This window comes from Streptomyces sp. NPDC102278 (assembly GCF_044766345.1).
GTDB lineage: Bacteria > Actinomycetota > Actinomycetes > Streptomycetales > Streptomycetaceae > Streptomyces.
The window spans coordinates 21,989-45,485 of the sequence record NZ_JBIWLV010000002.1; the positions used below are offsets into that span (position 1 = coordinate 21,989).

Here is a 23,497-nt window from a genome sequence, read left to right on the forward strand (position 1 = left end):
CTTCGGCAGGAAACCGATCGAGGGCGTCACCCTCCTGAACGGAGTCGTCGATCCGCAATGGTTCGAGATGGCCTGGAAGACGTAGGACGACGTAAGGCGCGTGGGCCGTGACCGCTCACCAGTCGCGGGTCGCGATCAGCGCCTCGACGTCCGCGTCGGCGAAACCGTACGCCGACGCGACATACCAGAAGTCCTCGGCGATCTCCTCGCGAGCGACGGTCTCGATCGCGCTTCCCGCCTTCTCGAACTCCCCGTCCAGAGCGTTGAATTCCTCGGTGGCCGCGTGGGTGAGCGCGTACAGGGCTGTCAGGTCCGCCGGCTTCTCGGCCTCGATCCGCTCGCAGAGTCTCAGCAGGATCTCCCTGCCCCGGTCGAGAACGTGGTTCGGGAAGTAGGAGTCCGCGTACAGCGGTCGAAGGAAGGCGCGACTGGTGATCTGCTGGTTGGTGAGCTGCGGCATGGGGCTTCCGTCCCGTATGGAGTGTGGGCGACGTGCGGAGGGTCCGATCCTCGCGCACCCCACTGACAGTTGGGCCGTGAGGTCGCCCTGACGCGGCCGTGAGGGTCGTGAGGTTTCCGGCCTCGCCCCGGCGCCGAAGACCCTCTCGCGGCTCCAACCGCCACTCCGGGCGGATCGCGCGGTTCTGCGCCCGCGTGCATCCGAGGCGTCGCCCGCGGGGGAAGGGTGTATCACAAGCCGAAGCAGAGGTGCCGGTTCAGGCTGGTTTCACGAGTCCGGCCGGTTTCACGAGAGGGAGTCCGCCGTGGTCTTCGTAGAGCGATCATTCACGGTCCCCAGGCCCCAGGCGGTCCTGATCGACTATCTGAAGGACTTCTCCCGGGCACAGGAGTGGGACCCCGGCACCAAGACCTGCGTGCGCCTCGACGACGGGCCCGTGCGGGTCGGCTCCACTTGGAGGAACGTGTCCGAGTTCCGTGGACGGGAAACCCGGCTCACGTACCGGCTGGTCCGCCTGGACGAGGACCGCCTGACCTTCGTCGGCGGCAACTCGACGGTGACCACGACCGACGATCTCCTCCTGGCCGCCGTCCCGGGCGGGACGGCTCTCACCTACCGGGCCCGATTGGACTTCAAAGGTTTGTACAAGTTGGCCGCTCCGTTCCTCGGAAAGGAGTTCAACCGTCTCGCGGACGAGGTGGAGCGCGTCATGCCCCAGGTGCTCGCGGATCTCTGATGGAGCAGTGCGGGTTCCGCGGTGGCTTCCGCCCCCTCGGCACGTGAGGCGGCCTGACGCGGACGGACCCGTACGCCGCCGACAGCCAGGCCGCCGCGCGCGCCCGTGCCCCCGCGGGAAGTTCGGCCGCCTCGCCCCAGTCGGAGTAGTCATGCGGCTGGATCCGGTGCCGCCGTCATCTTCGGGGGCCTTCCCGCGTTCACGAACGGCCACAATGGAACCATGAGCGAGCAGCGCTTCACCCTTGACCAGTCCGGCACCGGCTACGCCCCGCGCCCCGCGCGCAAGCCCCAGTACCGCCACAACCTCCGGTACGAGAACCCGGCCGGTGAAGCCTGGACCACCCCCGAGGGGCATACACAGCGCACCTCGTCCGAACTCACCGTCGTCACGTGTGCCTGCGGCCTCGCCACCGCCGCGCTCCCGAGCGACGATGCGAGGCTCGTCTACGAAGAACACCGCAACGCCATTCGCGACGAGTCGGCGTGAGCGGCGCAGCCGGCGCGCGGGTGCCGTGACGGGGGCCATCGCGGGCAGTGTCCGCGTCCGCCCGATCGGCAGGACTGTCAAGGCGCCGACGGCGATGCCGACGCAGGTACCGAGGAGCGCGTGGCCCACCGCCACCGGGCCGATCGTCCCGTAGACGGGGAAGTCGTACCGCCGTCCGTCCTACTGCGACGTCACGTGGTCGACGACCGTGCGGAACTCCTCGGTCGGTGAGAAGTCCACGTACTCGACGTCCTCGATCGCTTCCGGGGCGTGCCCCGGCGCCCAGTAGAAGGCCTCGCCCGCGGAGTAGTCCCGCTCGCCGTCCTTCGTGTGCATCCTGAGTGTGCCCTTGAGTAGGTAGCCCCAGTGCGGGCACTGGCACAGGTCGTCCGGCAACCCCTTGAGCGCCGGAGCCATCTCCATCCCTTTGGAGAGGCTCATGAAGGCGACGGACAAGCCGCCGCCGATCTCTTTCAGCCGCAACTCCACACCCTCGCCCGCGATGGCCACGGGGGTCTGGTCGCGCGTGATCGCCGTCATGGTTCCTCCACGGCTGTGCGTCCCGCCGTCCCGAGAATCCCCGCCCACCCTTCCAGTCTCCTCCGAACTCGCCCGGCCTGCGCGGCGCGCGGCCGGCAGGGGCCCGTGCAGCGGGCACGGGGCACGGGGCACGGCGCGGTGACCACCGCCTTTGCCCCCGAACGGCCCGGCGCCGACCGGCCGGGGAGGCGGTCTACGATCGGGGGGTGAATCCTGCGCTGGTTCTGATCGATCTGATGCCTCGTATCGTCGCCCTGCCCCTGGCCCCGTACTCCGGTGCCGATGTGGAGGAGCGCTGTCGCCGGCTGGCCGAGGCGTTCCGGGGGCGGGGGCTGCCCGTCGTGGTGGTGCGGGTGGAGCGGCCGAACGTCGCCGAGCAGCCGCCTGGCAGCGGGTACGCGGAAGGGCTGGTACGGCCCGGGGACATCGAGATCGTCAAGCGGACGGTCGGGGCCTTCGAGGGCACCGGCCTGGACGACCGGCTGCGCGAACGGGGCGTGGACACGGTGGTCCTCGCGGGCCTGGTGACCACGATGGGGGTGGCGGCCACCGCGTGGGCCGCCTCGGACCGCGGGTACGAGGTGGAGTTCGCGGCGGACGCCATGTCGGGGTTCGCCGCCGACGAGCACACCCTGACCGTGGAACGGGTCTTCGCTCGGATCGGTGAGATCCGAACCGCCGCCTCCTATCTCTGAGTGCCTCGCCTCTCTGAGTGCCTCGCCGGACCCTCCCGGCCCTCATACGCGAGGTGCTGTGCGCCGGGCGGACTCCACGAGTCTGCGCGCGAACGCCTCGACGAGGTCGCGGAGCTCATCCGGCCGCTCGACGACGAACGGCAGGTCGAGCGACGCGAGTACGGCAGGGAGCCAATCGAGGCGTTCCGCCCGGATCTCGACGCGGGACCAGCGACCGGCATCCGTGTCGGCGTCGGCGTCGGCGTCGGCGCCCACAACCTCGTCCGTTTCGGCGTCCCTGTCCGTTCCCGCGTCCCTGTCCGTTTCCGTATCCGGTTCCGGTTCCGTATCCGCGGCGCTCGCGGGCGGCGTCTCCTCCACGATCGCGATGCCGGCCGGGAGACGGGCACGGATCTCCTCGGCTCTTCCCCGGACTCGCAGCGTCACCTCGTGGCGGTAGGGGGCGGTCGCGAGTCCTGTCAGGACGTCCTCCGCCGGGTCGATCCCGGCTGGCCGTTCGAACGCGCCGGGCAGGACCCTCGCACCGGTGATGCGGTCCAGACGGAACGTCCTGTCCTCACCGATCGCGGGATCCACACCCCTGACGTACCACCTGCCGGAGTGGGCGACGAGCCCGTACGGGTGCAGGGTGCGCTCGCTGCGCCGGCCGTCGGCGCCGGCGTACCGGATCAGGATCGGCCGGTGATGGCGCACCGCGTCGGCGATCGAGAGCAGGACCCCTGTTTCCGGGGCGGCGGCCGACCCACCGGGCGGACTCGTGAAAGCGACGGAGCCGAGTACGGCGTCGAGTCTGCCGGCGAGCCGATCGGGCAACACCCGTCGGATCTTGGCTGCTGCCGTCTCGCTCGCCGTGCCGCTCGCCGTACCGGCGGTCGGCATCAGCCCGGCTCGCCGGCCCGCGATCAGGCCGAGAAGCACGGCGAGCGCTTCGTCGTCGCTCAGCATGAGCGGGGGCATGCGGTACCCGGAGCCGAGCCGGTAGCCGCCGTGGCGCCCGCGCACGGACTCGACCGGCACGTCGAGGTCGAGGAGATGGCCGACGTACCGGCGCACCGTTCGCTCGTCGACATCGAGCCGATCGGCCAGGTGGGCCACGGTCTGGATGCCCCCCGACTGCAGGATTTCCAGCAGGGCGAGCACGCGAGCAATGGGTCGGGACATGTCCCGAAGTCTCTCGCAGATACCGGGCGGATTCTGTCCGGTATTGGTCGTAGCGTGCGGTCAGAGGCACTGAGCCACTGATGCATGAACCCACTGACCACCACCGGAGAGAACCCATGGACTTCGTCTCGATCCGCATCATCACGGGCGACGTCGCCCGCCTCGTACGCTTCTACGAGCGCGCCACCGGCATTCTGGCGAACTGGGCCAACGAGGACTTCGCCGAACTCAGGACCGCCTCCGCCACCCTCGCGATCGCCGGCACCCGCACCGTCCCCTTGTTCGCACCGGATTCCGCCCGCCCGGCCGAGAACCGCAGTGTCATCATCGAGTTTCTCGTCGACGACGTGGATGGCGTGCACCAGAACCTGACCGGCTTCGTGGAGGACTTCGTCAACGAGCCGACGACGATGCCCTGGGGCAACCGCGCGCTCCTGTTCCGCGACCCCGACGGCAACCTCGTGAACTTCTTCACTCCCGTCACCGCGGCCGCCGTCGAGAAGTTCGCTCGCTGACGGAAGGGCCGCCGTCGCGGGTAGTATCGGCGAACATGGCCGCGCCGAGGGCCACTTCAGCGGCCGGGTCCGGCCGCCGAGGAGATCCTCGGCGCGGGGGTGCTACTTCTTGACCTTGGTCAGGTGCACGGCGGCGATGTCGCTCGCCGTCACCGTGACCTGGTAGTCGGCGTCGTACCCGGCGGCGGTCGCCTTGACCTCGACGTCACCGGCCTGGAAGGGCGTCGTACCCGTGGGGTCGGCCTCGGCGCTCCAGGTGACGGGCGCGCCCGGCACGCACGAAACCCTGGTGCTGTACGGACCGCGGATGAGGACCTTGCGCTTGACCTGGGTCACCAGGCCCGACACGTCGACCTCGGTCGGCTTGTTGCAGCTGACCTTGCCGTGCACGGTGGCCCGGCCGTTGAGGGCGCCGGCCCTCCCCTCCACCGATACACCGACGCCCAGGGACAGTTCGGTGGGCGGCGCGGGGTTCGTGATGTGCACCTCGCCGCGCAGGGCGGGTTCGCCGCCCTCGCAGTGCTGCTCGTAGGCGGCGTCGAGGGCCTCGACGTAGCCGTTGGGGCCCCAGGTGATCTTCGAGATGGTGAAGGATCCGGTCAGTTCGTTGCAACCGCGGCCGTTGCCGGAGTGGCTCAGGCCCGGGGCGTTGCCACCGTTGAAGGGGTACCGGGTGGCCCCCTCGTACGTACCGGCCGTGAGTTGCCGGCCGGCGGGCGCGGCGAGCGAGAGGGACCACCAGTCCCCGTTGGTGCCGCTGACGCTGACGTCGACCAGCGAGCGGGCCGCCGAGCCGGTCACTTGGATCACGTCCTGGCCGGCTGAGTACGCGTAGCTCTCGCCTCCGCTGATGTAGTCCCCCGCGTCACCGCTGAAGGCGACCGTCCCCTCGGTGACGGGCTGCGCGTGCGCGACGCCCGCCGCGAGCACGCCGCTGGTCGCCAGGGCCAGCGTGAGCCCCAGCCCGGCGACCGTACGCGCCACCACGTTCCCCCGGTAACGAGTCCCCCGGTATCGATTCAAGATCGAACTCCCCCCTGTGCGTCGAACGCCGACTCCCGGGCGGCGGAGCGCCACCCCAGGGCACCGGAGTCTGGCAAGGGCATGTTTTCGCGGACAACTCCTTTTACTGGTGCGGCAGATGGGGCCGGCCGAAAGGTGTGGTGGATGAGCCCCGGGACCGCGCGCCGAGCCGATCCCTCTCGCGCCTGTGCGACGAACGGGTTGCTTCCATCCGCTTCGCGCGAGTGTTGCTCATGGAGATGCGGGACAGCGGGTAGACGGCCCTCATGATCACTTCTCTCCATGTCGCGGCCGACGCTTCGTCGTCCCTCTTCTTGCTTGTCGCCGGTGTGGTCGTGGCCGCCCTGCTGATCGGCGCGTTCTGGTACGGCAGCCGGCGCTCCGCGCGCCGTAAGGATCCGGGCGCCGCGCCGATGGACCAGAGCCCGCAGGCGGCGGCCCGGCAGGACTCGTGGCAGACCCCCGACGAGGACCCTGAGCGGGACCCGCGCCCTTGACCGCCCGCCCGGACGTAGCGGCGCCGCGCCTCACCGCGCCGCGCCTCGCTGACGAGACGGGCCGGGACGGAGACGAGACGGGCCGGGACGGGGCGGGCTGAGACGGGACGAGGCCGCCCTGCCGGCCGGGCCCCTTGGACACGAAGGGCCGTGCCGCGGCGGAGGCTATTGCGGTTGGGGCCATCGCTTGACGATCCGCGGCGGGGAGAACGAAGCGGGCCAGGTCTGCAGCCGGATCTCCTCGGTCGTCTCGGGCGTCTCGGGCAACTCTGGCTCCTCGTCCGACTCCATCCTGCGGACGGCAGCGGCGAGGTTCCGGCGAGAGGCTCGGGCTCGGGTCCAGCCGGCGGGTACGTCACATCGCGCCGCGGCGTCGAGGGAGTCGGTGCAGCCCATCACGATGAGCCGTCCCGAGGGCGCGTGGAGGCTCGCCTCGACGACGTGGTCGAAGTCGTCGCTGTCGCCGTCCGGCTGATCTGCGAGGAAGCTCGGCGGCCGGCATGTCGGATGCCGCGCCTAGGCTGTCCGCACAGACCGGCATCGAGGAGCAGCGCAGTGCGGATAGAGCGTCATCAGGTGGGCGAGACAGCTGTTTCGGCGGCACGCGAGGACTTCGTCGACCGGATCGGAGGACAGGTCCGGTCCATGTCGAAGGCAGGCCGGATGGCCACCTACGAATGGCAGTCGATCGCCGACGAGTTCCTCGACTACCTGGGCGCCCTCTCCGTCGAGACGCCCCTTCTCGACACTCCGGAGGCCAGGGCCGCGCTCAAGGACGCCACCGAGGCCGCGGCCGGTGCCGTCTCCTTCGCGGCGTACCACCCCCACTGCACGTTCCAGGTCTTCCTCGACTACGTGAACTTCGGCCTGAGCTACGGCCCGGGTGACGAGGACGATGCCGAGGAGAGCATCACCCCTGGCGAGTGGATCGACGCGTTCTGCCTCACGCTGCTGAGCGACAGGGCTTCGTCGCACGGTGAAGCCTTCCACTTCGCTCGCGAGAAGTTCGCGGAGCAGGCACAGGGGAGCCCCGCCGGCGAGCTGATCACAGGGTTCATGGCGCAGGTCCTCGACGACACCGGAAACGATCAGGAGTACCCGCCGAGCGCACAGGCGAAGCTCGCCGCCATCGACGCCGCGCTGGGCCGCATCGCCGGTCGGGCCGAGGAGACCGGCGAAAGCCTCCTCGACCGGCCGGACAGCGTGGCGCTGAGGACCCTGCGCGCCGTGGCCGCGGAGGATCGGGAGGAGTTCGACTCCGGGCTGACCGCGCTTCTGCTCGCGCACAGCGCCGCCAACAGCATCGTTGCCCCGCCGAGCAGTCTCCTGCCGCTCCGACCGCTCGGTCTGGCCGCGCTGGCGTACCGGACCCGGGGCTGGATGCCGGCTCTCCACACCGACTACTTGCCGCACGCCCTGGTCACGAACTTCGAGGGGCGCGGCCCGAGGGTGCGGGGCTTCGGCGTCGACCGGCGGCCGGATGCGGTCGCCGCGCTGGCGGCGGCCCCACTGGTGGTCGCGCGGCCGGCCGGCGGGCAGCCCCGGAGCGCGGAGATCGAGGCTCGATGGGACCGCTACACCCAGGAGGCCCTGACCCGGGAGGCGGGAAAGCCCCTCGCCGCGTCACAGCTCGGGAGTGCCATGCACTACCAGGAACTCCTCTTCAAGTGGCGCGCGGGGCATTCGACCGATGTCGGTTCGGCCGACGTCACGGACGACCAGATCGCGAACCTCCGGCTGGCCTCCCGGCTGGGAGCTGCCCTGTTCCGCATCGCCATGGCGGAGCCGGGCACCGAGGTCGAGGTGACCGTCGACGGCCGGACCCTGAGCTGCCCGGCCGCCCGGGGCGAGGCGGCGGGCGCCGGCAACTGGACGAGCGCCGTTGCCTTCGCCCTGATCACGGGGGTGCGCGAGGATCTCGCTCCCATGGTCCTCGCCGGCCCTTCGATCGCCGGCAAGGACGGCTCGGCCTTCGCCTCGTACCGGGAGGCCCTGCACGCCTACCTGACGGGAGTCGATCCCGAACAGGCGGCGGAGCGGGCGCTGCGCGGGGCCGAGCAGGCCAAGGAGTGGGGGTTCTTCCCACCGCCCGCCGTGCTGCTGTCGCAGCTGGTGGAGGGCGACGAGGAGAGTTTCAACCTGGCTCTGGCCGATGCCCTCGAAGCCCACCGCGACCACTACCAGGTCGCCGACCGCGCCGACACCATCGACGTCGCGATCAACCTCGACGTGCTGGCCCTGGCCTGCCACGCCCGACGCCGGGGCTGGGCAATCCGCGTCGAGTCCCCCTACCTGCCCCAGCGGCTCCTCACGGCCGCCCGCCCCTGGTAGGCGGGCTCGGCAGCCGGTCTCGGTAGGCCACTCGGTGGGCCGACTCCGTAGGTCGACGCGGGACCGTCCGAAAGCGTGGTCGAGCGGCCGGGGGTGGAGGACGGAGTTCCCGCTTAGTGCTCGAACGGATGGGAACAGTGGGGAACAGGGAGGTGAGAGCAGGGAGATGAGCACGCCTCCGCCCAGATCCGACGATGACCCACCCCCGATCCGACCTCGACCTACGGAGACCCCAGGCGTGAAATCCGAGATCGACCGTATGCGGCGCGCCGATTCCGCGGCCACCCGCTACAAGTCCGCCACGGCCGGCCTGTCGCTGCTGGGAGTGGTGTTACCCGAGGACCTCGAAGGGCACCGCGAGCGGTTCCTCGGTGACGCCGGACGGGGGGTCGCGGCCGATCCCCGTTTCACGTACCGCGAGGTGGACGAAACCCGCGTGCGGGCCCTGCGGGAGATACACGAGGAGGCGGCCGCCCGCGACGATCCCTGGCACCGGTTGATCGCGGACGAGGCCGCCCGGTACCTGGACCGGTACCACGCGTGTGCGAGCCACGACGGCGCGCGGCTCACGGAGGCCACGGTGTCGGAGAACGGCACGCCGGACGCGGCTCTGCTCGCCGACGCGCTTGCCTTGCTCGGGAAGGACCCGGAAAGGCAGGGCGGCGGTCCAGAGGAGGACCGCGACGACGGTGCCGGGTTGAGTGCCGACGTCGCCGCCACCGCGATCTCGGACGTACTGGCCGCCGAGGGCCTCACGGACTGGACGGTACGGGTCAAGCCGGGTGCGGCCGCGCGGATGAGCGTGTCGACGGGCGACCGGTCGGTGCGCATTCGGGCGGATGTCGAGCTGTCGCGGGACGAGTTGGTACAGCTGATCGTCCACGAGATAGGCACGCACGTCTTCCGCTGGGTGAACGCCGTGCGCGGGGCCCATGTCCTGGGCCTCCAACTCTCCGGACACACGGCCACCGAGGAGGGCTTCGCCGTCTGGAACGAGCAGCGGGCGGCGGACGGGAACGGGCTGGACCGGCGGTTCGCCCTGCGTGTGGTCGCCGTGGACGCGGCCCTGCGCGGGAGTTTCACCGACGTTGTGGACGCCCTCGCGCCGTACACCTCGCCCGGCACGGCCTTCGACGTCGCGGTGCGCGTGAAGCGGGGGCTCGTGGACACGTCGCAGCCCGGGGGCTTCATCAAGGACCACGTGTACCTGGGGGGTTACCGCATGCTCGACGCGCACCTGACCGCCCACCCGGGGGACCACGACTTGCTGATGAGTTCCAAATGGCCGCTCCACCGCCTGGACCTGCTTCGGGAGGCACAGGTCCTGGAGCATCTCGGCGACGCCCTGCGGCGGCCCGACGAGGCGTTCATGGACCGCGTCCGGACGATCGTACGGGGTTGAGCACGGCCGGGCGGGGGCCATGCCCCCGCCCGGCCGTGGGTGATCAGGCGCCGGGACCCTCGCGGCGCGGCGGCCCGGAGTCGGGCGCGCCGGTCTCCGGGGTCGCCTCGATTTCCGTGGCCGCGTCACCCGTCCTGGCCGCGTCGCCCGCCCTCGCCGCCTCGACCGTCGTGGGCGGATCGGTGTCGTGCCGCGGCGCGGGCACCGCTCCCCCGGAGCTCGTGTCCTTCCCGGTGGCCTTGCCTGCCGGTGCTCCGACGGTCGCCGGTGCTCCGGTGGTCGCCAATGCTCCCTCCTGCGGTGTGCGGAACCGGGCCGGCCGGTCCGTCCAGCCGGCGTGGGGTTCCTCTCGTTCGATCTTGAAGCCCTTCCCCTTCTCGAAGACGCCGTAGGCCATGGCCTCGAGGGCAGGCTCGTACTTCACCTCGAACTGCCGCCCGATGCCGGACATCCCGTCCCGCGCGAAGCACCGGAAGCGAAGGTGTGCCGGGCGGGTGCCGCCGGCCGTGCGCTCCGCGATCATTGCGATGACGTCCTCGGCGTACGCGATGGTGTAGACCCCCGCGACACTGTCGGCCTCCGGCTTCCTCCTCCAGCTGCGGCCCTTGATGGACATCGGGTCCGGCCGATTGCGCTTGATCAGCTTGGTCTTGTTCCGGCCTTCTGTGTTCTTGTAGACCAACACCAGCTCGAACTTGATGTCCACCAGCGTGCGCCGGCTCTTGTTCACCAGTTTGATGCCGTATCGCAGCCCGCCGGCCTCCTCGGACCACCGGACCGTCATCTCGGGCGAGAGCTTCACGCGCGGCCTGAAGAAGCGCATTCCCACCAGCGAGAGCGTCGAGGCCGAGACGGCGACGACGACTTTTTCGGCAATGCCGATCAATAAGTCCACTTGAGCATCACGGACCCTTTCCTGACGCTGGACCAATCGGGCCTTCCTGATCATTTAGCTGGCCCGATCGGGCGGGAGCAGCTTCCCAAAGCGGACCGAGCGGCAGGGGTGGATCCCGCCACTTGACCAGATCCCGGTCATGGATGGCCGAAAGACGCAGCCGGACTGGAGTTGGCCGTTCACGAGGTCAATGACGCGGGCGGGATCGCCGGAAGACCCCTTGAGTGGTGGTCCGGGACACCACCGCTGATCCGCATGGCGTATCCACGCCGATTTCCTTCTCGGCGCGGGCCACCGTCGCGTCGCCGTGGTGGCCCAGCCGAGTGTCTACCGGGCGGTCGGGGTCCGCATCCTGCGGGACCACCCGGCGTTACTCGGCGGTGGCGTCATCGAGCTCGACGCGACCACGCTCACCCCCGCGGCCGTCTGCGACGAACTCGTCGCCCGTCGCGCCACGGCCGTCCCCCACTCGGTGAACGAGTCGCGACCGCCCTCCGCGGGCGACTGGGCGAAGCGCCCTCCCTCGTCGCACGGGCTCGCGTGGCCACGTCCTGGCCGAGCGTCGCGGTCGGAATCCGATCGCTTTCGAGTCCTTCACGGCGGCTGAGAGGGCGCGTTGGTCCGACGGCCGGATCTGCTCGGATTCGTGGCGGAGCGGGCCGCCCCCGACGGGGACGGCCCGCACTCCGATCGTTCGGGCGCCTCGTTCCGCCCGCCCTCGCGCGCGCTCCCGCGTGCCTCACGGCGAGGGTGTGACCGGTCCTCGGCGTCGGTTGCGGATGCCCACCACCGCGGCGAGCGGCAGGGCGAGGACGAGGGGCAGCAGAAGCGCGTCCACCGCTCCGATGATGATGCCGATCGCCGCGAACGGCAGGCTCGCCAGGAGGACTGCGGGAGCCGTACGCAGCCGGGTGAAGGCCTGCCTGCCGGCGAGCAGCAGTCCGACGGCCGTCGGTACGGCGGTGGGCAGCGGGTGCGGCAGCAGCCACAGTGCGGGCGCCGTGGTCAGTACCACCGCCCCCGCCGGCGCGGCGGCCACCCCCACCTTCGAGGCGCGCGGGCGCAGCATCGGGCGCAGGTCTGGCGGGCAGAGCACGACCATCAGGGCCAAGAGGAGTGCCGGACCGCTGAAGAAGACCGCGAACTCCAGCCTCAGGCCGGGCCGTAGGAGCTGGGCAGTGGAACTCGCGGTGAGGCCCGCCAGTACGGTCCAGGTGCCCGCCGTCCAGCAACCGGTCAGGGCCGGTACCGCGCCCGCGAGGGCCACGGCGCCCCGGCCCCCGTCAGGACGACGGGGCCGATGTCGCCGATCCGGTCGGCGACGCGGAGGGCGGAGACCGTCAGCCTGGTCAGGAACATCGTGTACACGCCGACGGCGATGACGGCGAACGGTGTCACGGCCGCGAGGAGCCGGCCGGTACGCCCCGCCGAGCCGAGTCCGAGCCGCATGCGCAGCGCGTGCCCGGCGATGTCGGCGGCCTCGCGCGTCCGCGCCGTCCTGCTCGCGCCGTCGGTGGCCTCGCGGTAGGCATCGGCGATCTCGTCACCGAACTCCCGGCGGTAGGAGGCCGGGTAGAGCTTCAACAGCGCGGTCATGCCGTGACCGCCTTGCCGAGGCCGCCGAGGTTCAGACGCCGGGTCGCCTCCTGGGCGGTGCGTGCGACGCGGGCCGCCTCGGCGGCCAAGACCTCGCGTCCGCGCGGAGCCGGCGTGTAGCTGCGGCGCCTGCGCCCCTCCACCACCTGGTCCTCGTGGACGGCGATGAGGTCCTGTTCGAGGAGGCGCTCAAGGACGCCGTACAGCGTTCCCGTACGCATCTTGGTTCGACCTTCCGAGATCTTCTCGACCTCTTGGGCGATCGTGTACCCGTGCCGTGGGGCGTCGGCGATCGCGGTGAGGATGAGCAGGGTCGGTTCGCGCAGAGGCTGATCGTTCACAACGATCACCACAGCTCGCTGTCCGACATATGTCGATGGCCGACCCATGAGGGGCGAGCTGGGTGAGGCCGACCCCGCGCTCCGGGAAAACTGCTCCTCAATTGACAGTTCGGCCTGACGGCGTCGGGGGCCGGTGGATGATGGGCCCGACATGGTCGGAGCTCCTGCGGGGATGCGCTCGTGTCCGCGGCCCGGGTGGCGGAGCGGACGGTGGCTGCGGGCTGCCGTGTTCACTCTGCTCAGTTCGGCGTTGGCGGTCGTGGGCCATCGTCTGGCCTCGGAGGGGCCGGTGTCCTGGCCGTGGCCCGCGGCCGGGGCGGCCACCGTCTTCTCCGTCTCCTGGCTCGCGGCCCGCCCGCCCCGGCCGTGGTGGCAGGTGGTCACGGCCACCGGCGCGGCCCAACTCCTTTTGCACCGGGCCCTGTCCGTGCCGCGGCCGGCAGGCCTCGGGGACACCGCAGGACACGGCGGGGTGCCGGAGATCGTGCACGCGGCTCACCGCGGCGTGTGGGCGATGACGGCGGCCCATGGTGTGGCCGCATGGGTGATGGCCCTGCTCATGTACCGCGCGGATCAGGTGCTCAGCCGGCTGCCGCGGACGGTGGGGCGATGGGCGCAATCGGCGGTCGCGGCTGCCGGAGCGGCTTTCGGCTTCCGCTCCCGGCCATGGGTCCGAAGACACCTGCGGGCCGTCTCGGTACCCCTCAACGGTCTCGCGTCGCGGCCGGCGGTGACGGCGATGCTCTGTCACGCGGTGGTACGTCGGGGGCCTCCTGCGGGATGTGCGGGAGACGTTCCCCTGATCCTGGCGGGCTGCGCACCTGCGCGGTGCGGCCGGCCCCCCGTACCGAGAGGCTTCCTCCATCGTGAACAGCTCAGACACCCGCCTTCAGCTCCGCAGGCTGGGCCTCGCGGCCGTCGGCGCCCTGGTGGTCGTGGGCGTGGCTGCCGCTCCGGCCTCCGCGCACGCCGAGGTCACCGCCTCCGACCCGCGCGCGCTCGCCGAGAACGTCACCGTGTCCTTCACCTCCGAGGCGGAGTCGGACACCGCGGGCATCGCGGAGTTGCGGGTCGTGCTCCCGAAGGGCATCACGCCGGACGCGGTGACGTTGAAGACCGCTCCCAAGGAGTGGAAGCTGACGGCCACCGCGGACGGGTACGCGATCGGCGGTGCGGCTCTGGCGACCGGCACGGACGCCGAGTACAGCATCGTGGTGCGCCAGTTGCCCGACGAGAAGACCCTCGCGTTCAAGACGCTGGAGACGTACGGCGACGGAAAGGTCTCCCGTTGGATCGAGGTGCCCACCAACGGCGAGAAGGTCGACAACCCGGCCCCCGTGCTCGCGCTGGAGGCGGCGGCCCCCGGGGCCAGGCCGATCGCCCCGGGCCCGTCACCGTCGCCGACGCCGAGCGCCGCCACGCCCGTGCAGCCGTCGGCGGCGGTTCCCTCCGCTCCCGTCGCGTCCGCGGGCGCGCAGGCGGCGACCGAGGAGGACGCGGGCGGCGGTACCGGAGTCGTCGTCGGCGTGGTCGCGGTCGTCCTGCTGCTCGCCGGCGGCGGCGCCTTCTGGTGGATGCGCCGCGACCGTAGTCAGGTCTGAGCGAAGCGGCCGGGGTCTGCCCACGGCGTGAACCGTGCGCAGACCCCGGCCGCGAGCCGATCGGGACCCAGGCCCCGGCCGCAGGCCGGTGCGGGGTGGCGCGGATCGGTCCGCGCGTCACCCGGCGTCGACGCCCCGCGGGTCAGCCCGCCTGGGTTCCCCCGGGCCGGCGTACGAGGCCGACGGCCACATCGATCATCAGGAAGGCGAGCAGCGTCACCCCCAGGACCGGCAGCGCCCAGCCCAGCACCGCCACGGCCGGGAGACCGACCGCGAGGGCCGGGAGGGGGAGGCTGCGCCAGGCGCCGCGGGCCGGGGCCCTGCCCATGGTGGTCGTGCGGTCCTCGCGGGTGGGGCGGCGCTGCCACCACATGCGGTATCCCCACAGGGTCAGCAGGATCAGGCCGAGCGCGATGGCGGCCAGCACGATCTGGTTGGCGATGCCGAAGAGCACGCCCATGTGGCCCTGGACGCCGAGTTTGCTGAGCTTGGCCGACAGCGGGTGGTCCGCCCAGCGGGTGTGGGAGGTGACCTCGCTCTTGGCGGCGTCCACGGCGACCCGGTCGTAGTGCACCGGCCAGACGTTGTCGTTCTGCGCCACCACCCACGCGCTGGAGGCGTCGGCGGGGGGCGTCACCTCGACGGCGCCGCCCAGGCCGGCCTTGCGGGCGGCGGCCAGTGCCGTGTCGAAGGCGGCCGGATCGGCGTCGGCCGCCGTCTCGGCCCCGCCGTGTCCGGCGTGCGCGCTGCCCTCCGCCTCGGCGGGCGGCTGTGCGCCGGGCAGCAGCGTGTCGAGTTCGGGGGCACGGCCCTTGGTCACGTCCAGCAGCTGCCCGAAGCGTTCGCCGGCGTAGTGGGACCAGGTCAGGCCGGTGGCGCTGAGGAAGAACAGGCCGAGCGCGAGCCATACGCCCGTCGCCGCGTGGAAGCCGCGGGTTCGTCGCACGCCCTTCGCCGCCCGCTCGGGCAGCAGCACTCCGCGGACCGACCTGGCACGCTGCCCGCGGCTGCGACCGATCCACAGGACGAGGCCGCCCGCGACGACGACCCACAGCCAGCTCGCGGCGACCTCGGAGTAGAGGCGGCCGGTCTCCCCGAGGTGCAGGTTGCGGTGCAGGTCGTCCAACCAGGTGGTGAGCGGCGTCGATCCGTACCAGGTGGTGAGCTCACCTCGCACGTTCGCGGTGTACGGATCGACGAAGACGGTCCGCTGTCTCTCCCCCAGGTCTGGCACGGACAGCACCACACGGGTGGTGAGCTCCGGGTCCGCCGGCGTGGTGATGGTGGCGAGCGAGCCCTCCGGATGCGCGGACCGTGCCGCGGCGATCTGCTCGGCCAGAGGACGGACCTGGTCGCCGACCTGTTCGACGCGCAGCTCGTCGCCGTACACGAGCTGGTCGAGCTGCGGGGTGAAGGTGTAGATCAGCCCGGTGAGGGCCGCCACGAGCAGGAACGGGGCGATCAGGGCCCCGGCGTAGAAGTGCAGCCGCAGCAGCAGGGCGCGCGCACCTCGCCACGAGCGGCGTGGGTATTCATCCGGTGCTGTTCGGGCCGTGTCCCGTGGGTCCTGAGTGTCCGGTGTGACCTGTGTGTCCTGGTCAATGGTCGAAGACATGTGTGTTCCCCAATCGGTACGGGCGCCCCGTGCGCGCGCGTACGGCGAAGCCGATGAGTGATGGACGCCGAGAGCGAGGGTCGTAATCGCGGGGCGGCGATCGGGCGGGCATTACGGCGTGGGGCGTCGTGGGATCCGGGAGCGGGTGAGGGGAGCGTGGAGGTGCCCGCGGTGGGGTGACCGGTCTCGGAGATCGGCCGCCGGACGTGCTCGGCGGGCCGGCCGCCGATCGGGGCGGTCTCCCGGTACGTCCGCTCCGGCATCGCTTCTCCTCCTGTGGTGCATGCGTGATCGCGGGCGATCGCGCACGCGCGAATCCGTGACCGTGTGAAGGTCACCGCGAGGTGGCCCCTCTCACGGAAGCCTCCAGGGCAGACAGCGGCCCTACGGTGACGGCGTGATGCGTACGCTGTCGTGGACGGTGACCTGGTCGATGTCGGTGGTGCGCACCGTGAGGTTCAGGGTCCACACGCCGGGCACGGGAAGCCGCAGGTCGTAGGCGGCCCAATACCCCTTCTGATTCTTGAGCTTGGCGTCCAGGGGTCCGATGTCCAGGTCGTCCTGGGTGAGGGTGAGGCGGAGTTCGGGAACGGTGGCCAAGCCGCCGTCCGCGGTGTACACCACGGCTTCGACGGTGTTCTCCCCCACCCGGCCCGGTGCCAGCGTGACCTGCACCGTGCCGCGTCGGCCGGCGGTCCCCATGTCGAACGGCACCATGAGCACCTTCGCGCGCGGCTCCTGCACGGTGGCCGCCGCGGCCTTCTCGTCGGCGGCGCGGCTGGGTTGCGTACCGGTGAGCAGGGTGGTGATCGCAAGGACCACGACACCGAGCACCGCTTCGGCGGTGACGGTACGGCGCAGCCCGCGTCGCTGTCCGTCGGCCTCGGAGACGAGCGGTTCCTCGGAGACGGGCGGCGGTTCCTCGGAGACGGGTGGCTCGTCGGAGACGGGTGGCTCGTCGGAGACGGGCGGCCCCCCGGCGACGGACGCCCCGGGTTCGCCACCAGGATCCGCTGCCGGCGGGGAGATCGGTGCGCCGACCGTCTGCGCCACCCTCGCCCGCCGGGGCACCGGTACCGTCAACGTCCCCTTGGCGGGCGGCACTTCGCGAACGAGGCGCACGGTCCAGCGGCGGGAGAAGGACGCCGCCCACAGGACGAGGATCACGGCGGCGATCTTGACGCTGAGGATTCTGCCGTACGAGGTGGTGGACAGCGCCTCCCATGAGCCCACCTGCCGCCAGGACTGGTACACCCCCGTGCCGACCAGCGTGGCGACGGCGGTGAAGGCCAGGGTGGAGAAGCGGCCGATCGCCGACGCCGGGATGTCGCGGGCGTCGGGCGCTCGGCGCCACAGCACGACGAGCAGCGTGATCAGGCCGCCCAGCCAGACGCCCATGGCCAGCAGGTGCAGTACCGCGACGGGTACGGCCAGCGGCACTTGGATGCCGGCGGAGGCGTGCTCGGCGGCGGCCCAGGTCAGGGCCAGGGCCAGGGCGAAGGCGGCCCCTACCAGGCGAACACCGGTACCGAAGTCCCGCCGCCGGGATCCTTCGTCCTGCCCGTCCTGCCCGTCCTGCCCGTCCAGTCGTGCGGAGAACCGCTTGAGCAGCAGGGCGCCGACCGCGAGGAGCACGAGCCGTGCGATCAGGGCGATCCCGGGTCTCCCGGCGGCGGTTCGCCCCAACCCGGACGGGTCGAACGCCGAACTGAGCGGGCCGGCCGCCTCGTAGGGACCGCGTAGCAGCAACAGGGCCACGCCGGACACCATCAGGGCCGCCCAGCCCGTCGTCAGCACCTTGCGCACCGGGCGAAGCGCGCCCGCGCCGGGCCTGCACACCACGACGAACGCCACGGCTCCGACGAGGAGGGCGAGGCCGCTGTAGGCGACGTGGCGGAAGAAGCCGTACAGGCGGCCGGCGGCCGTGTCGTCCGGGGAACCGGTCGCCACCACGGCGGCCGTCTCGGACGGCTTGCCGATGGAGAAGACGAACGCGCCCGAGATCGGGTGGCCGTCGGCGGACACGACCCGCCACGCCACCGTGTAGGTGCCCTGGGGCAGTGTGCCGGACAGCTCCACCCGGGCGGTGTTGCCCTTGCCGTCCACGTGTTGCGCCGGGCGGGGGTTCGCGCGCTCGTTCTCCGGCGACAGCACTCTGACCGCTTCGTCGGAGAGACTGACCGACTCGGTGAAGGTGAGCGTGACCTGCTGCGGCGCTGTTTTGAGGACGGCCCCGTCCGCGGGATCGGCGCCGCTGAGGCCGGCGTGGGCGAAGGCCGAGCCCGCCCCGCCCAGGATCAGGGCGAGTACGGCGGCGACCAGCGCGAGGACGGTCAGGGACGTCCTCGTGGGAGGCGATCCAGTGTGCATGAAGGGGCAGTCTCCGGTGTGGCGGTCGTCATGGCGCATCGTTGGCGCATCGCCGTCCGGACTCGGTCCTGCGGGGCGGCATCCAGGCGGTGGCCCACCGTGTGCGACATGACGGACTCTGGCAGGGGCTGGAACTCATGGCGCGATGTGGACCATAGTCCTGCCTGCCTCGGGAGTGAGCGGGTTGCGCAACTTCGGCTAAAGCGCGGTGCGCAAGGCCTTTGCTCGGCCGCTTTCCGTGTACCTTGCGCTCCTCCCGAGGTGAATCCCTCGCCGACTCACTGGGCCCGCATCACCGGCGCTCGCTCCCGTGCACCCCTGGTTCACCACAAGCAACCGCCGGGGCATCCCGCGCCGCGGCACCCGACAACCGGTCGGTTCAGGCGGTGAGCAGACCTATGAGCAACGCCGTCAGGGCGCCGGAGACGAAGAGCGCTCCCAGGACGGTGAACAAGCGGTCGACCGTCGCGACGTCCCAGCCCTGGATCTCGAACCGGCGGGGATCCTCCGGGTCGTACCGGACCACGACGGAGGCACCCACGCGGAAGGCGCTCGCGACGGAACCGCGGCCGAACCTCGATGGGTGCTCGCACAGGCGGCCGTCTCCGGTCGTCCAGGCCGCGACCGGGTAGTGGAGCGTGGCCCCTTCGTCGCTTCGCACGGCGTCGTGACGAACGATCCGCCCCCGCGCGGTGACGCCCGTACGGCGCAGCGCACCGGCACGGCGGAGTCCGTGCACACCGAAGCCGAGGAAGCCCACGCCGATCGTCAGCGGGATGAGCGAGGTGAGCCATTCGCGTTCCATGCCTGGTGGGACGCGGGGCGTGGGGGTGCCGGTTGCGCACCCCGCCCGGGGGGGGGGGGCCGGGCGCGCCCCCCCCCCGGGGGGGGGGGGGGGGGGGGTTCCGGGGGGGGGGGGGGGGGGGGGGGGGGGGGGGGGGGGGCGCCGCGCGGGGGGGGGGGGGGCCGGGGCCGCCCCCCCCGGCGGGGTGCGACAGGGCGGAGCTAATCCGGGGGCTCGACGGGGGCGGGGCCCTCGGTGGGGCCGCCGCTCTTGGGAACGTCGGCGGGGCGCTTGGCACCCGACTCCCCGGCCGGCTTCTTCGCGTCCCGCGCGCCGACGGCCCCCTCCAGGTCGGGCGCCAGGGGGCCCGCCGGGGGCAGGTCGGGCGTCAGGCTCTTCTTCCCGTGTTCCGGAACGGGAGGGGGCAGTTCAGGGTCCTGGCCGTTACGTTGTGTCATGCCCTGCGCATACCCAGTGGACCGGCTCTGACGCGGTACGGTCCGAATCGTCCGACGCGCATGCGCACGGCCTCTTGCCGCGCCGGCGCAGCCAACCGGATGACATGCCTCTTCCCCCGGCACGGGCCCCGCGCGGAAGCGGGGCCGGGGGCGGTCTGCCTGGCTACGGTGGCCCCGGCCGACCGCTGCGACACCCTGGAGATCCTCCGTGCCCGTACCCCTCGGCGAGGACGTGGTGGCGCTGCTGCGTCGCCCCAGTACTTGCTACATCGCGACGACGATGCCCGACGGCTCGCCCCAGCTCACGCAGACGTGGGTCGACACCGACGGCGAGCACGTCCTGATCAACAGCGTCGAGTCACATCAGAAGACCCGGAACATCGCGCGTGACCCGCGGGTGGCCATCGCGGTCGCCGACCCCGCGGAGCCCGCCTCCTACGTCCAGATCCGCGGCCGTGTGGTGCGCGTGACCACCGAGGGGGCGGTCGCCCACATCGAGGCGCTCGCGCGGAAGTACCTCGGCGGCCCCTATCCCTGGTACGGCGGAACCGACCAGGTCCGGGTGATCTACGTGATCCGCCCTGAGCGCGTCAGTTCGCCCACCGCCTGACACCGGGCATCCGCCGTCCCCGCCCGCACGGGCGGCGCCGCTCCGGCGACGGACCCGCGTCGCGGAGGTCAGCCCACCGTCCGCTGTCGTCCCTCCGGCGCGTGGGAGCACAGGGCCGCCAGGTCGTCGGCGAAGCCGCCGCGGGCGCGGCCTCGGACTCGTGCCGAGGTGAGGACCGGGCAGGCCGCCGTGGTGAGGACGCGGTGCCCACCCCGGTACAGGGCGTCGACCAGGGCGTGGTCCTCTCCGACGCCGAGCGGTGGGAAACCGCCGACGGAGAGGTACGCCCGAGCGGTGACGCCGAGGTTGGCGCCGTGCACGTGGGGGTGGTTCCACTCCCCGTCCGGGGGCCGGGTCGCCTCGTACCGGGTGCGGAGGCGGTCCGCGAGGGGCGAGGTGCGGGGAAGCACCACGGTGCCCACGACCGCTTCCCAGCCCTCGCGGGCGCGCGCGAGCTGGTGGTCCAGCCAGTCCGCGGGCACTTCGCTGTCGGCGTCCGTGGTGGCGATCCAGGCACGTGACGCCGGCCGGTCGAGCTCCCGCAGGGCTCGGCGGACCCCGACGGCACGCGCCCGGCCCGGGTTGCGGAAGCTGCCGGTGACGACGGTGGCACCGGCTTCGTGTGCGAGGTACGCGGTGTCGTCGCGGCAGTGGTCCGCGACGACCACGGTGAGGACGCGCAGGCGGCCGAGGTCCGGGTGCCGGGTGGCGGTTCGGACGGCTTCGAGCGCGGCCGGCAGGAGGCTCTCCTCGTCGTGGGCGGGGATGACGACGGCCACGGCTTCGATGTTCACACCAGGCCTTCCCGCTCGGCGGGTGTCGCGGGCCGGCTGCCGTCCGGGAGGAGGCGCTGGTGGACCTGGAGGACGAAGTCGTCTTCACGGTGGTCGGCCAGCAGGCGCAGACCGGGCGTCCCGGCCAGGCTTCGGGCGATGTCGCTCCCGGTGGACAGGTGCTCGGGAACGGCGTGGTTCCAGTGGACGGTCACCAGGGTGCCGCCCGGTTCCAGCGCCGCGCGGACGTGGTCCAGCAGCGTCCGTACCGTCGGCGCGTCGAGGTAGTAGAGCAGCTCGGACAGCACGACCAGGTCGAAGGTTCCCTCGGGCCACTGGGCGGGGACGGTCATGTGCCGGATGTCCACGTGCGGGTACGCGTCGTTGCGCCGCCGGGCGGTCTCGACGGCCGGCGCCACCCGGTCGCAGGCGAGGACCGCGTCGCAGCGGGCCGCCAGGCGGCGGGTCAGTTCCCCGACCGAGCAGGCGGGTTCGAAGGCCCTGCGGTAGCGCTCCTGCGGGAACGCGGCGATGGTCAGGTCGTACTTGCGGCGTTCGTACCAGCGTTCGGCGAGGTGCCAGGGGTCCTCGGCGTGTCGGTACATGTCGTCGAAGTACGACGCCGGGGTGGGCTGCTCGGTCACGTGAAGAACACCTCGATGTCGCGCAGGTGGTGGGCGAGTTCCTCGGGCGGCAGGACGGCCGCGTCGGCCGGGTCCGGTCCCAGGGGCGCGATCTGGCTGACGAAGTGTCGAACGGCTCGCCGCTTGAGGGCCGCCGCCGCAGGAGGGAGACGGACCGCCGAGGCGGCCCCCCAGGGCACCCGGGGATCGCCCGGTCGCGCCCAGTGCCACATCCAGACCGGGTACGTCCAACAGGGCACGGACGCGGCACGGGACGCCTTCACCGCGGCGCGCCCGACGGCCTCGTGATCGCCGTGCACGTCGTCCGTCCAGGGCGCCAGGCACAGTCGGGCGCCTGCGAGGAGGTGCTCCAGCGCCGCGGCGACCTCGTCCTCGTGCAGCGCCACGCGGGTGTCCGCCACCTTGAGGCGGACCACCCGGGCATCCGGCGCGCCCAGGGTGTCGAGCGCCCGCCGCAGTTCTTTGGCCCGGGTGGCCGCCAGTTGGTCCGGTGTGACGCGGGTGCTGCCGGGGTGGGAGCCCTCGCCGTCGGTGACCGTGACCACCGTGAGGGCGAGCCCGGCCCGGGCGAGGAGGGCGATGGTGCCACCGGCCCCCAGCACCTCGTCGTCGGGGTGGGCCGCCACGACTACGGCCCGGCCCCGCTCGGGCAGGGCCGCCTCGGGCAGGTCGGCGAGGCCGTTCCAGTCGCGCCATTCCCGTTCCGGGGTCCCGGGGGCCTGAATCGGGTCGGCGGGCGGTGCCGGTTCGGTCGGTGTGGCCGTCATGGCCGCCCCGCACGGGCGACGAGGCCGCCGAGCTCCGCCAGGTTGCGTTCGCCGTGGTGTTGGCGGATGTAGACGGCGAGGTCGGTGGCGTGTCGGGTGTGGGACGGGTCGTGGCACAGCGGTTCGGCGCCGGTGGCCCGGCCGACGTGGGTCAGGACGTCGGCGCAGACCGATTCGACGAAGGCACGTACCCGCAGGCTCCGTCGCCGACTGTCGCCCCCGGCGTCCGCGGGGTCGCCGTCGATCTCCGCGGCTGCTCCGGCCAGGACGGCCGCCGCGGCGTGCAGGCGCATGTCGACGGCCCCCAGATGGGCGTCCGTGAGCGGGTCCGGGCCGCGCCGGGCCGCCGTGCGGGTGAGGACGCCGGCGACGGCGCGGGCGCCGCCGTACCAGCAGGCCGCGACCCCGATGCCGCCGTGCTGGAAGCCGGACCGCTCCACGTAGGCCTCCACGCCACCGACCGGCACCGCCGCAACGTCCTCGAACGCGACATCGGTGCTGTCGCTGGCCGCCATGCCCAGCGCCTGCCAGGTGCCGTCCACCGGCCGGCATTGGCCGGCTCGCGCGCCCGTCTCCTCCCCCGTCGCTCCGGTGCTGACGGCGAAGAGGCGGCGTCCGTCGTCGGCCGTGGCCGTCACCAGGGCGTGGGTGCAACTGTGCGCTCCCGAGCAGTACCGCTTGAGCCCGTTCAGCACCCAGCCGTGCTCGCTGCGGGACGCGGTGAGCCCCTGGCCTCGGGGCTCGGCCGCCCACACGCCCCAGCGCTCCCGCGGCCCCACGGCCGGTCCCCCGAGCTCGGCGAGGATCGCCACGGCGTCCGCGTGCCCCTCCACCAGACGGGCCAACGAAAGGTCTCGCTCCGCGACCGAGGCGAGCGAGCGGAACCGGTCGGCCGTCCGGCCCGCTCCGGGCAGCGGAAGGTCGAGCTCGCCCGTCGCGATATCGGCGACGCAGGCCGCGAAGTCGGCCGCGCTCTCCCTGCGAACCTCCTCCATCCAGGCCGCACGGCCTGGGCCGCGGGAGACTCGCGCGCTCGAACGGGCTCCTTGTGCGGTGCCTTGCATCTGCGGTGCTCCTTACCGGAGGCATCGGGCGCCGGAGGCATCGCCCACGGTGCGACCGGGCTGCGCGGTGGGACGAAGCCGGCCCCGGGACGAGTGACGACGCCTCTCATCTTGGGCAGCGGGCGAGCGG

The 23,497-nt window shown here is 72.2% G+C and carries 25 protein-coding genes and 1 pseudogene; 10 read left to right on the plus strand and 16 right to left on the minus strand.

What is annotated here, in order from left to right; translation table 11 throughout:
• Nucleotides 1-115 precede the first annotated feature (115 nt).
• The gene (locus ACIRO3_RS04830; protein ID WP_404132451.1) at nucleotides 116-460 is read right to left on the minus strand and encodes a DUF5713 family protein; all 345 of its coding nucleotides are present in this window, start codon (nucleotides 458-460) and stop codon (nucleotides 116-118) included.
• A gap of 304 nt (nucleotides 461-764) precedes the next feature.
• Here ACIRO3_RS04830 and ACIRO3_RS04835 point away from each other — a divergent pair, with 304 nt between their 5' ends.
• Entirely contained in the window at nucleotides 765-1,196 is a 432-nt protein-coding gene (locus ACIRO3_RS04835) for an SRPBCC family protein (protein ID WP_404132454.1), read from the plus strand.
• Between the two features lie 222 nt (nucleotides 1,197-1,418).
• Nucleotides 1,419-1,685: a hypothetical protein gene (locus ACIRO3_RS04840; protein ID WP_361781539.1), complete on the plus strand. Its 267-nt coding sequence runs from the start codon at nucleotides 1,419-1,421 to the stop codon at nucleotides 1,683-1,685.
• Nucleotides 1,686-1,865: 180 nt separating this feature from the next.
• Here the strand turns inward: ACIRO3_RS04840 and ACIRO3_RS04845 are convergent, their stop codons facing one another.
• Nucleotides 1,866-2,225, minus strand: a complete 360-nt coding sequence (locus tag ACIRO3_RS04845; protein WP_361781542.1) for a hypothetical protein — start codon at nucleotides 2,223-2,225, stop codon at nucleotides 1,866-1,868.
• Between the two features lie 206 nt (nucleotides 2,226-2,431).
• Between ACIRO3_RS04845 and ACIRO3_RS04850 the strand changes: the two genes are divergently transcribed.
• Nucleotides 2,432-2,920: an isochorismatase family protein gene (locus ACIRO3_RS04850; RefSeq protein ID WP_404132457.1), complete on the plus strand. Its 489-nt coding sequence runs from the start codon at nucleotides 2,432-2,434 to the stop codon at nucleotides 2,918-2,920.
• A gap of 42 nt (nucleotides 2,921-2,962) precedes the next feature.
• Here ACIRO3_RS04850 and ACIRO3_RS04855 read toward each other — a convergent pair whose 3' ends face one another.
• Nucleotides 2,963-4,081, minus strand: coding sequence for a helix-turn-helix transcriptional regulator (locus ACIRO3_RS04855; protein ID WP_404132460.1), 1,119 nt, complete (start codon nucleotides 4,079-4,081; stop codon nucleotides 2,963-2,965).
• Nucleotides 4,082-4,197: 116 nt separating this feature from the next.
• Between ACIRO3_RS04855 and ACIRO3_RS04860 the strand changes: the two genes are divergently transcribed.
• Complete coding sequence (locus ACIRO3_RS04860) at nucleotides 4,198-4,596, plus strand: VOC family protein (RefSeq protein ID WP_404134065.1); 399 nt, start codon at nucleotides 4,198-4,200, stop codon at nucleotides 4,594-4,596.
• A gap of 102 nt (nucleotides 4,597-4,698) precedes the next feature.
• Here the strand turns inward: ACIRO3_RS04860 and ACIRO3_RS04865 are convergent, their stop codons facing one another.
• Nucleotides 4,699-5,583, minus strand: coding sequence for a hypothetical protein (locus ACIRO3_RS04865; RefSeq protein ID WP_404132463.1), 885 nt, complete (start codon nucleotides 5,581-5,583; stop codon nucleotides 4,699-4,701).
• 302 nt (nucleotides 5,584-5,885) lie between these two features.
• Here ACIRO3_RS04865 and ACIRO3_RS04870 point away from each other — a divergent pair, with 302 nt between their 5' ends.
• The 3 genes from ACIRO3_RS04870 (at nucleotide 5,886) to ACIRO3_RS04880 (ending at nucleotide 9,849) form a co-directional block, all read left to right on the plus strand.
• Complete coding sequence (locus tag ACIRO3_RS04870) at nucleotides 5,886-6,116, plus strand: DUF6479 family protein (protein ID WP_361781557.1); 231 nt, start codon at nucleotides 5,886-5,888, stop codon at nucleotides 6,114-6,116.
• 555 nt (nucleotides 6,117-6,671) lie between these two features.
• Nucleotides 6,672-8,447: an immunity 49 family protein gene (locus tag ACIRO3_RS04875; RefSeq protein WP_404132466.1), complete on the plus strand. Its 1,776-nt coding sequence runs from the start codon at nucleotides 6,672-6,674 to the stop codon at nucleotides 8,445-8,447.
• A 238-nt stretch (nucleotides 8,448-8,685) separates the two neighbouring features.
• On the plus strand, nucleotides 8,686-9,849 hold the full coding sequence (locus tag ACIRO3_RS04880) for a tyrosine/phenylalanine carboxypeptidase domain-containing protein (protein WP_404132469.1): 1,164 nt from the start codon (nucleotides 8,686-8,688) through the stop codon (nucleotides 9,847-9,849).
• A gap of 43 nt (nucleotides 9,850-9,892) precedes the next feature.
• On the opposite strand, the gene ACIRO3_RS04885 is transcribed toward ACIRO3_RS04880, so the two are convergent.
• Complete coding sequence (locus ACIRO3_RS04885; protein ID WP_404132471.1) at nucleotides 9,893-10,780, minus strand: hypothetical protein; 888 nt, start codon at nucleotides 10,778-10,780, stop codon at nucleotides 9,893-9,895.
• Nucleotides 10,781-10,909: 129 nt separating this feature from the next.
• Between ACIRO3_RS04885 and ACIRO3_RS04890 the strand changes: the two are divergent.
• Nucleotides 10,910-11,234, plus strand: a pseudogene (locus tag ACIRO3_RS04890) (hypothetical protein); the annotation flags it as partial.
• A 249-nt stretch (nucleotides 11,235-11,483) separates the two neighbouring features.
• On the opposite strand, the gene ACIRO3_RS04895 reads toward ACIRO3_RS04890, so the two are convergent.
• From ACIRO3_RS04895 to ACIRO3_RS04905, 3 genes are read right to left on the minus strand one after another with little or no spacing between them, the layout of a single operon-like run.
• Nucleotides 11,484-12,011: a hypothetical protein gene (locus ACIRO3_RS04895; RefSeq protein ID WP_404132474.1), complete on the minus strand. Its 528-nt coding sequence runs from the start codon at nucleotides 12,009-12,011 to the stop codon at nucleotides 11,484-11,486.
• Entirely contained in the window at nucleotides 11,981-12,340 is a 360-nt protein-coding gene (locus ACIRO3_RS04900; protein ID WP_404132477.1) for a hypothetical protein, read from the minus strand. Before ACIRO3_RS04900 ends, ACIRO3_RS04895 begins: the two co-directional genes overlap by 31 nt.
• Entirely contained in the window at nucleotides 12,337-12,681 is a 345-nt protein-coding gene (locus tag ACIRO3_RS04905) for a PadR family transcriptional regulator (protein ID WP_404132480.1), read from the minus strand. Before ACIRO3_RS04905 ends, ACIRO3_RS04900 begins: the two co-directional genes overlap by 4 nt.
• A gap of 866 nt (nucleotides 12,682-13,547) precedes the next feature.
• On the opposite strand from ACIRO3_RS04905, the gene ACIRO3_RS04910 reads away from it, so the two are divergent.
• Nucleotides 13,548-14,282: a DUF1775 domain-containing protein gene (locus tag ACIRO3_RS04910; RefSeq protein ID WP_404132484.1), complete on the plus strand. Its 735-nt coding sequence runs from the start codon at nucleotides 13,548-13,550 to the stop codon at nucleotides 14,280-14,282.
• A gap of 142 nt (nucleotides 14,283-14,424) precedes the next feature.
• Here the strand turns inward: ACIRO3_RS04910 and ACIRO3_RS04915 are convergent, their stop codons facing one another.
• The 4 genes from ACIRO3_RS04915 to ACIRO3_RS04930 all read right to left on the minus strand — a co-directional run bounded on the left by ACIRO3_RS04915 (nucleotide 14,425) and on the right by ACIRO3_RS04930 (nucleotide 19,509).
• Nucleotides 14,425-15,897 carry a PepSY-associated TM helix domain-containing protein gene (locus ACIRO3_RS04915; protein WP_404132487.1) on the minus strand — a complete coding sequence of 491 codons (1,473 nt, stop codon included), beginning with the start codon at nucleotides 15,895-15,897 and terminating at the stop codon, nucleotides 14,425-14,427.
• Between the two features lie 384 nt (nucleotides 15,898-16,281).
• The gene (locus tag ACIRO3_RS04920; RefSeq protein ID WP_404132490.1) at nucleotides 16,282-18,267 is read right to left on the minus strand and encodes a copper resistance CopC/CopD family protein; all 1,986 of its coding nucleotides are present in this window, start codon (nucleotides 18,265-18,267) and stop codon (nucleotides 16,282-16,284) included.
• A gap of 379 nt (nucleotides 18,268-18,646) precedes the next feature.
• Complete coding sequence (locus ACIRO3_RS04925; RefSeq protein WP_404132493.1) at nucleotides 18,647-19,072, minus strand: DUF3592 domain-containing protein; 426 nt, start codon at nucleotides 19,070-19,072, stop codon at nucleotides 18,647-18,649.
• Nucleotides 19,073-19,272: 200 nt separating this feature from the next.
• Entirely contained in the window at nucleotides 19,273-19,509 is a 237-nt protein-coding gene (locus ACIRO3_RS04930) for a hypothetical protein (protein ID WP_361781592.1), read from the minus strand.
• 208 nt (nucleotides 19,510-19,717) lie between these two features.
• Between ACIRO3_RS04930 and ACIRO3_RS04935 the strand changes: the two genes are divergently transcribed.
• On the plus strand, nucleotides 19,718-20,119 hold the full coding sequence (locus tag ACIRO3_RS04935; RefSeq protein ID WP_404132497.1) for a PPOX class F420-dependent oxidoreductase: 402 nt from the start codon (nucleotides 19,718-19,720) through the stop codon (nucleotides 20,117-20,119).
• Between the two features lie 68 nt (nucleotides 20,120-20,187).
• On the opposite strand, the gene ACIRO3_RS04940 is transcribed toward ACIRO3_RS04935, so the two are convergent.
• From ACIRO3_RS04940 to ACIRO3_RS04955, 4 genes are read right to left on the minus strand one after another with little or no spacing between them, the layout of a single operon-like run.
• Nucleotides 20,188-20,913 carry a glycosyltransferase gene (locus tag ACIRO3_RS04940; protein WP_404132500.1) on the minus strand — a complete coding sequence of 242 codons (726 nt, stop codon included), beginning with the start codon at nucleotides 20,911-20,913 and terminating at the stop codon, nucleotides 20,188-20,190.
• Complete coding sequence (locus ACIRO3_RS04945) at nucleotides 20,910-21,497, minus strand: class I SAM-dependent methyltransferase (RefSeq protein WP_404134068.1); 588 nt, start codon at nucleotides 21,495-21,497, stop codon at nucleotides 20,910-20,912. The genes ACIRO3_RS04940 and ACIRO3_RS04945 overlap by 4 nt, the downstream gene beginning before the upstream one ends.
• 35 nt (nucleotides 21,498-21,532) lie before the next feature.
• Nucleotides 21,533-22,303, minus strand: a complete 771-nt coding sequence (locus tag ACIRO3_RS04950; RefSeq protein WP_404132503.1) for a PIG-L deacetylase family protein — start codon at nucleotides 22,301-22,303, stop codon at nucleotides 21,533-21,535.
• Nucleotides 22,300-23,298, minus strand: coding sequence for an acyl-CoA dehydrogenase (locus ACIRO3_RS04955; RefSeq protein WP_404132505.1), 999 nt, complete (start codon nucleotides 23,296-23,298; stop codon nucleotides 22,300-22,302). The genes ACIRO3_RS04950 and ACIRO3_RS04955 overlap by 4 nt, the downstream gene beginning before the upstream one ends.
• Nucleotides 23,299-23,497 lie beyond the last annotated feature (199 nt).

What these genes read in the sequence shown, in the direction of transcription:
- ACIRO3_RS04920 (WP_404132490.1), bottom strand. Translation starts at nt 18,267, where the DNA reads ATGCACACTGGATCGCCTCCCACGAGGACGTCCCTGACCGTCCTCGCG.
- ACIRO3_RS04950 (WP_404132503.1), bottom strand. Translation starts at nt 22,303, where the DNA reads ATGACGGCCACACCGACCGAACCGGCACCGCCCGCCGACCCGATTCAG.
- ACIRO3_RS04925 (WP_404132493.1), bottom strand. Translation starts at nt 19,072, where the DNA reads ATGGAACGCGAATGGCTCACCTCGCTCATCCCGCTGACGATCGGCGTG.
- ACIRO3_RS04860 (WP_404134065.1), top strand. Translation starts at nt 4,198, where the DNA reads ATGGACTTCGTCTCGATCCGCATCATCACGGGCGACGTCGCCCGCCTC.
- ACIRO3_RS04900 (WP_404132477.1), bottom strand. Translation starts at nt 12,340, where the DNA reads ATGACCGCGCTGTTGAAGCTCTACCCGGCCTCCTACCGCCGGGAGTTC.
- ACIRO3_RS04845 (WP_361781542.1), bottom strand. Translation starts at nt 2,225, where the DNA reads ATGACGGCGATCACGCGCGACCAGACCCCCGTGGCCATCGCGGGCGAG.
- ACIRO3_RS04855 (WP_404132460.1), bottom strand. Translation starts at nt 4,081, where the DNA reads ATGTCCCGACCCATTGCTCGCGTGCTCGCCCTGCTGGAAATCCTGCAG.
- ACIRO3_RS04915 (WP_404132487.1), bottom strand. Translation starts at nt 15,897, where the DNA reads ATGTCTTCGACCATTGACCAGGACACACAGGTCACACCGGACACTCAG.
- ACIRO3_RS04870 (WP_361781557.1), top strand. Translation starts at nt 5,886, where the DNA reads ATGATCACTTCTCTCCATGTCGCGGCCGACGCTTCGTCGTCCCTCTTC.
- ACIRO3_RS04930 (WP_361781592.1), bottom strand. Translation starts at nt 19,509, where the DNA reads ATGACACAACGTAACGGCCAGGACCCTGAACTGCCCCCTCCCGTTCCG.
- ACIRO3_RS04830 (WP_404132451.1), bottom strand. Translation starts at nt 460, where the DNA reads ATGCCGCAGCTCACCAACCAGCAGATCACCAGTCGCGCCTTCCTTCGA.
- ACIRO3_RS04945 (WP_404134068.1), bottom strand. Translation starts at nt 21,497, where the DNA reads ATGTACCGACACGCCGAGGACCCCTGGCACCTCGCCGAACGCTGGTAC.
- ACIRO3_RS04840 (WP_361781539.1), top strand. Translation starts at nt 1,419, where the DNA reads ATGAGCGAGCAGCGCTTCACCCTTGACCAGTCCGGCACCGGCTACGCC.
- ACIRO3_RS04955 (WP_404132505.1), bottom strand. Translation starts at nt 23,298, where the DNA reads ATGGAGGAGGTTCGCAGGGAGAGCGCGGCCGACTTCGCGGCCTGCGTC.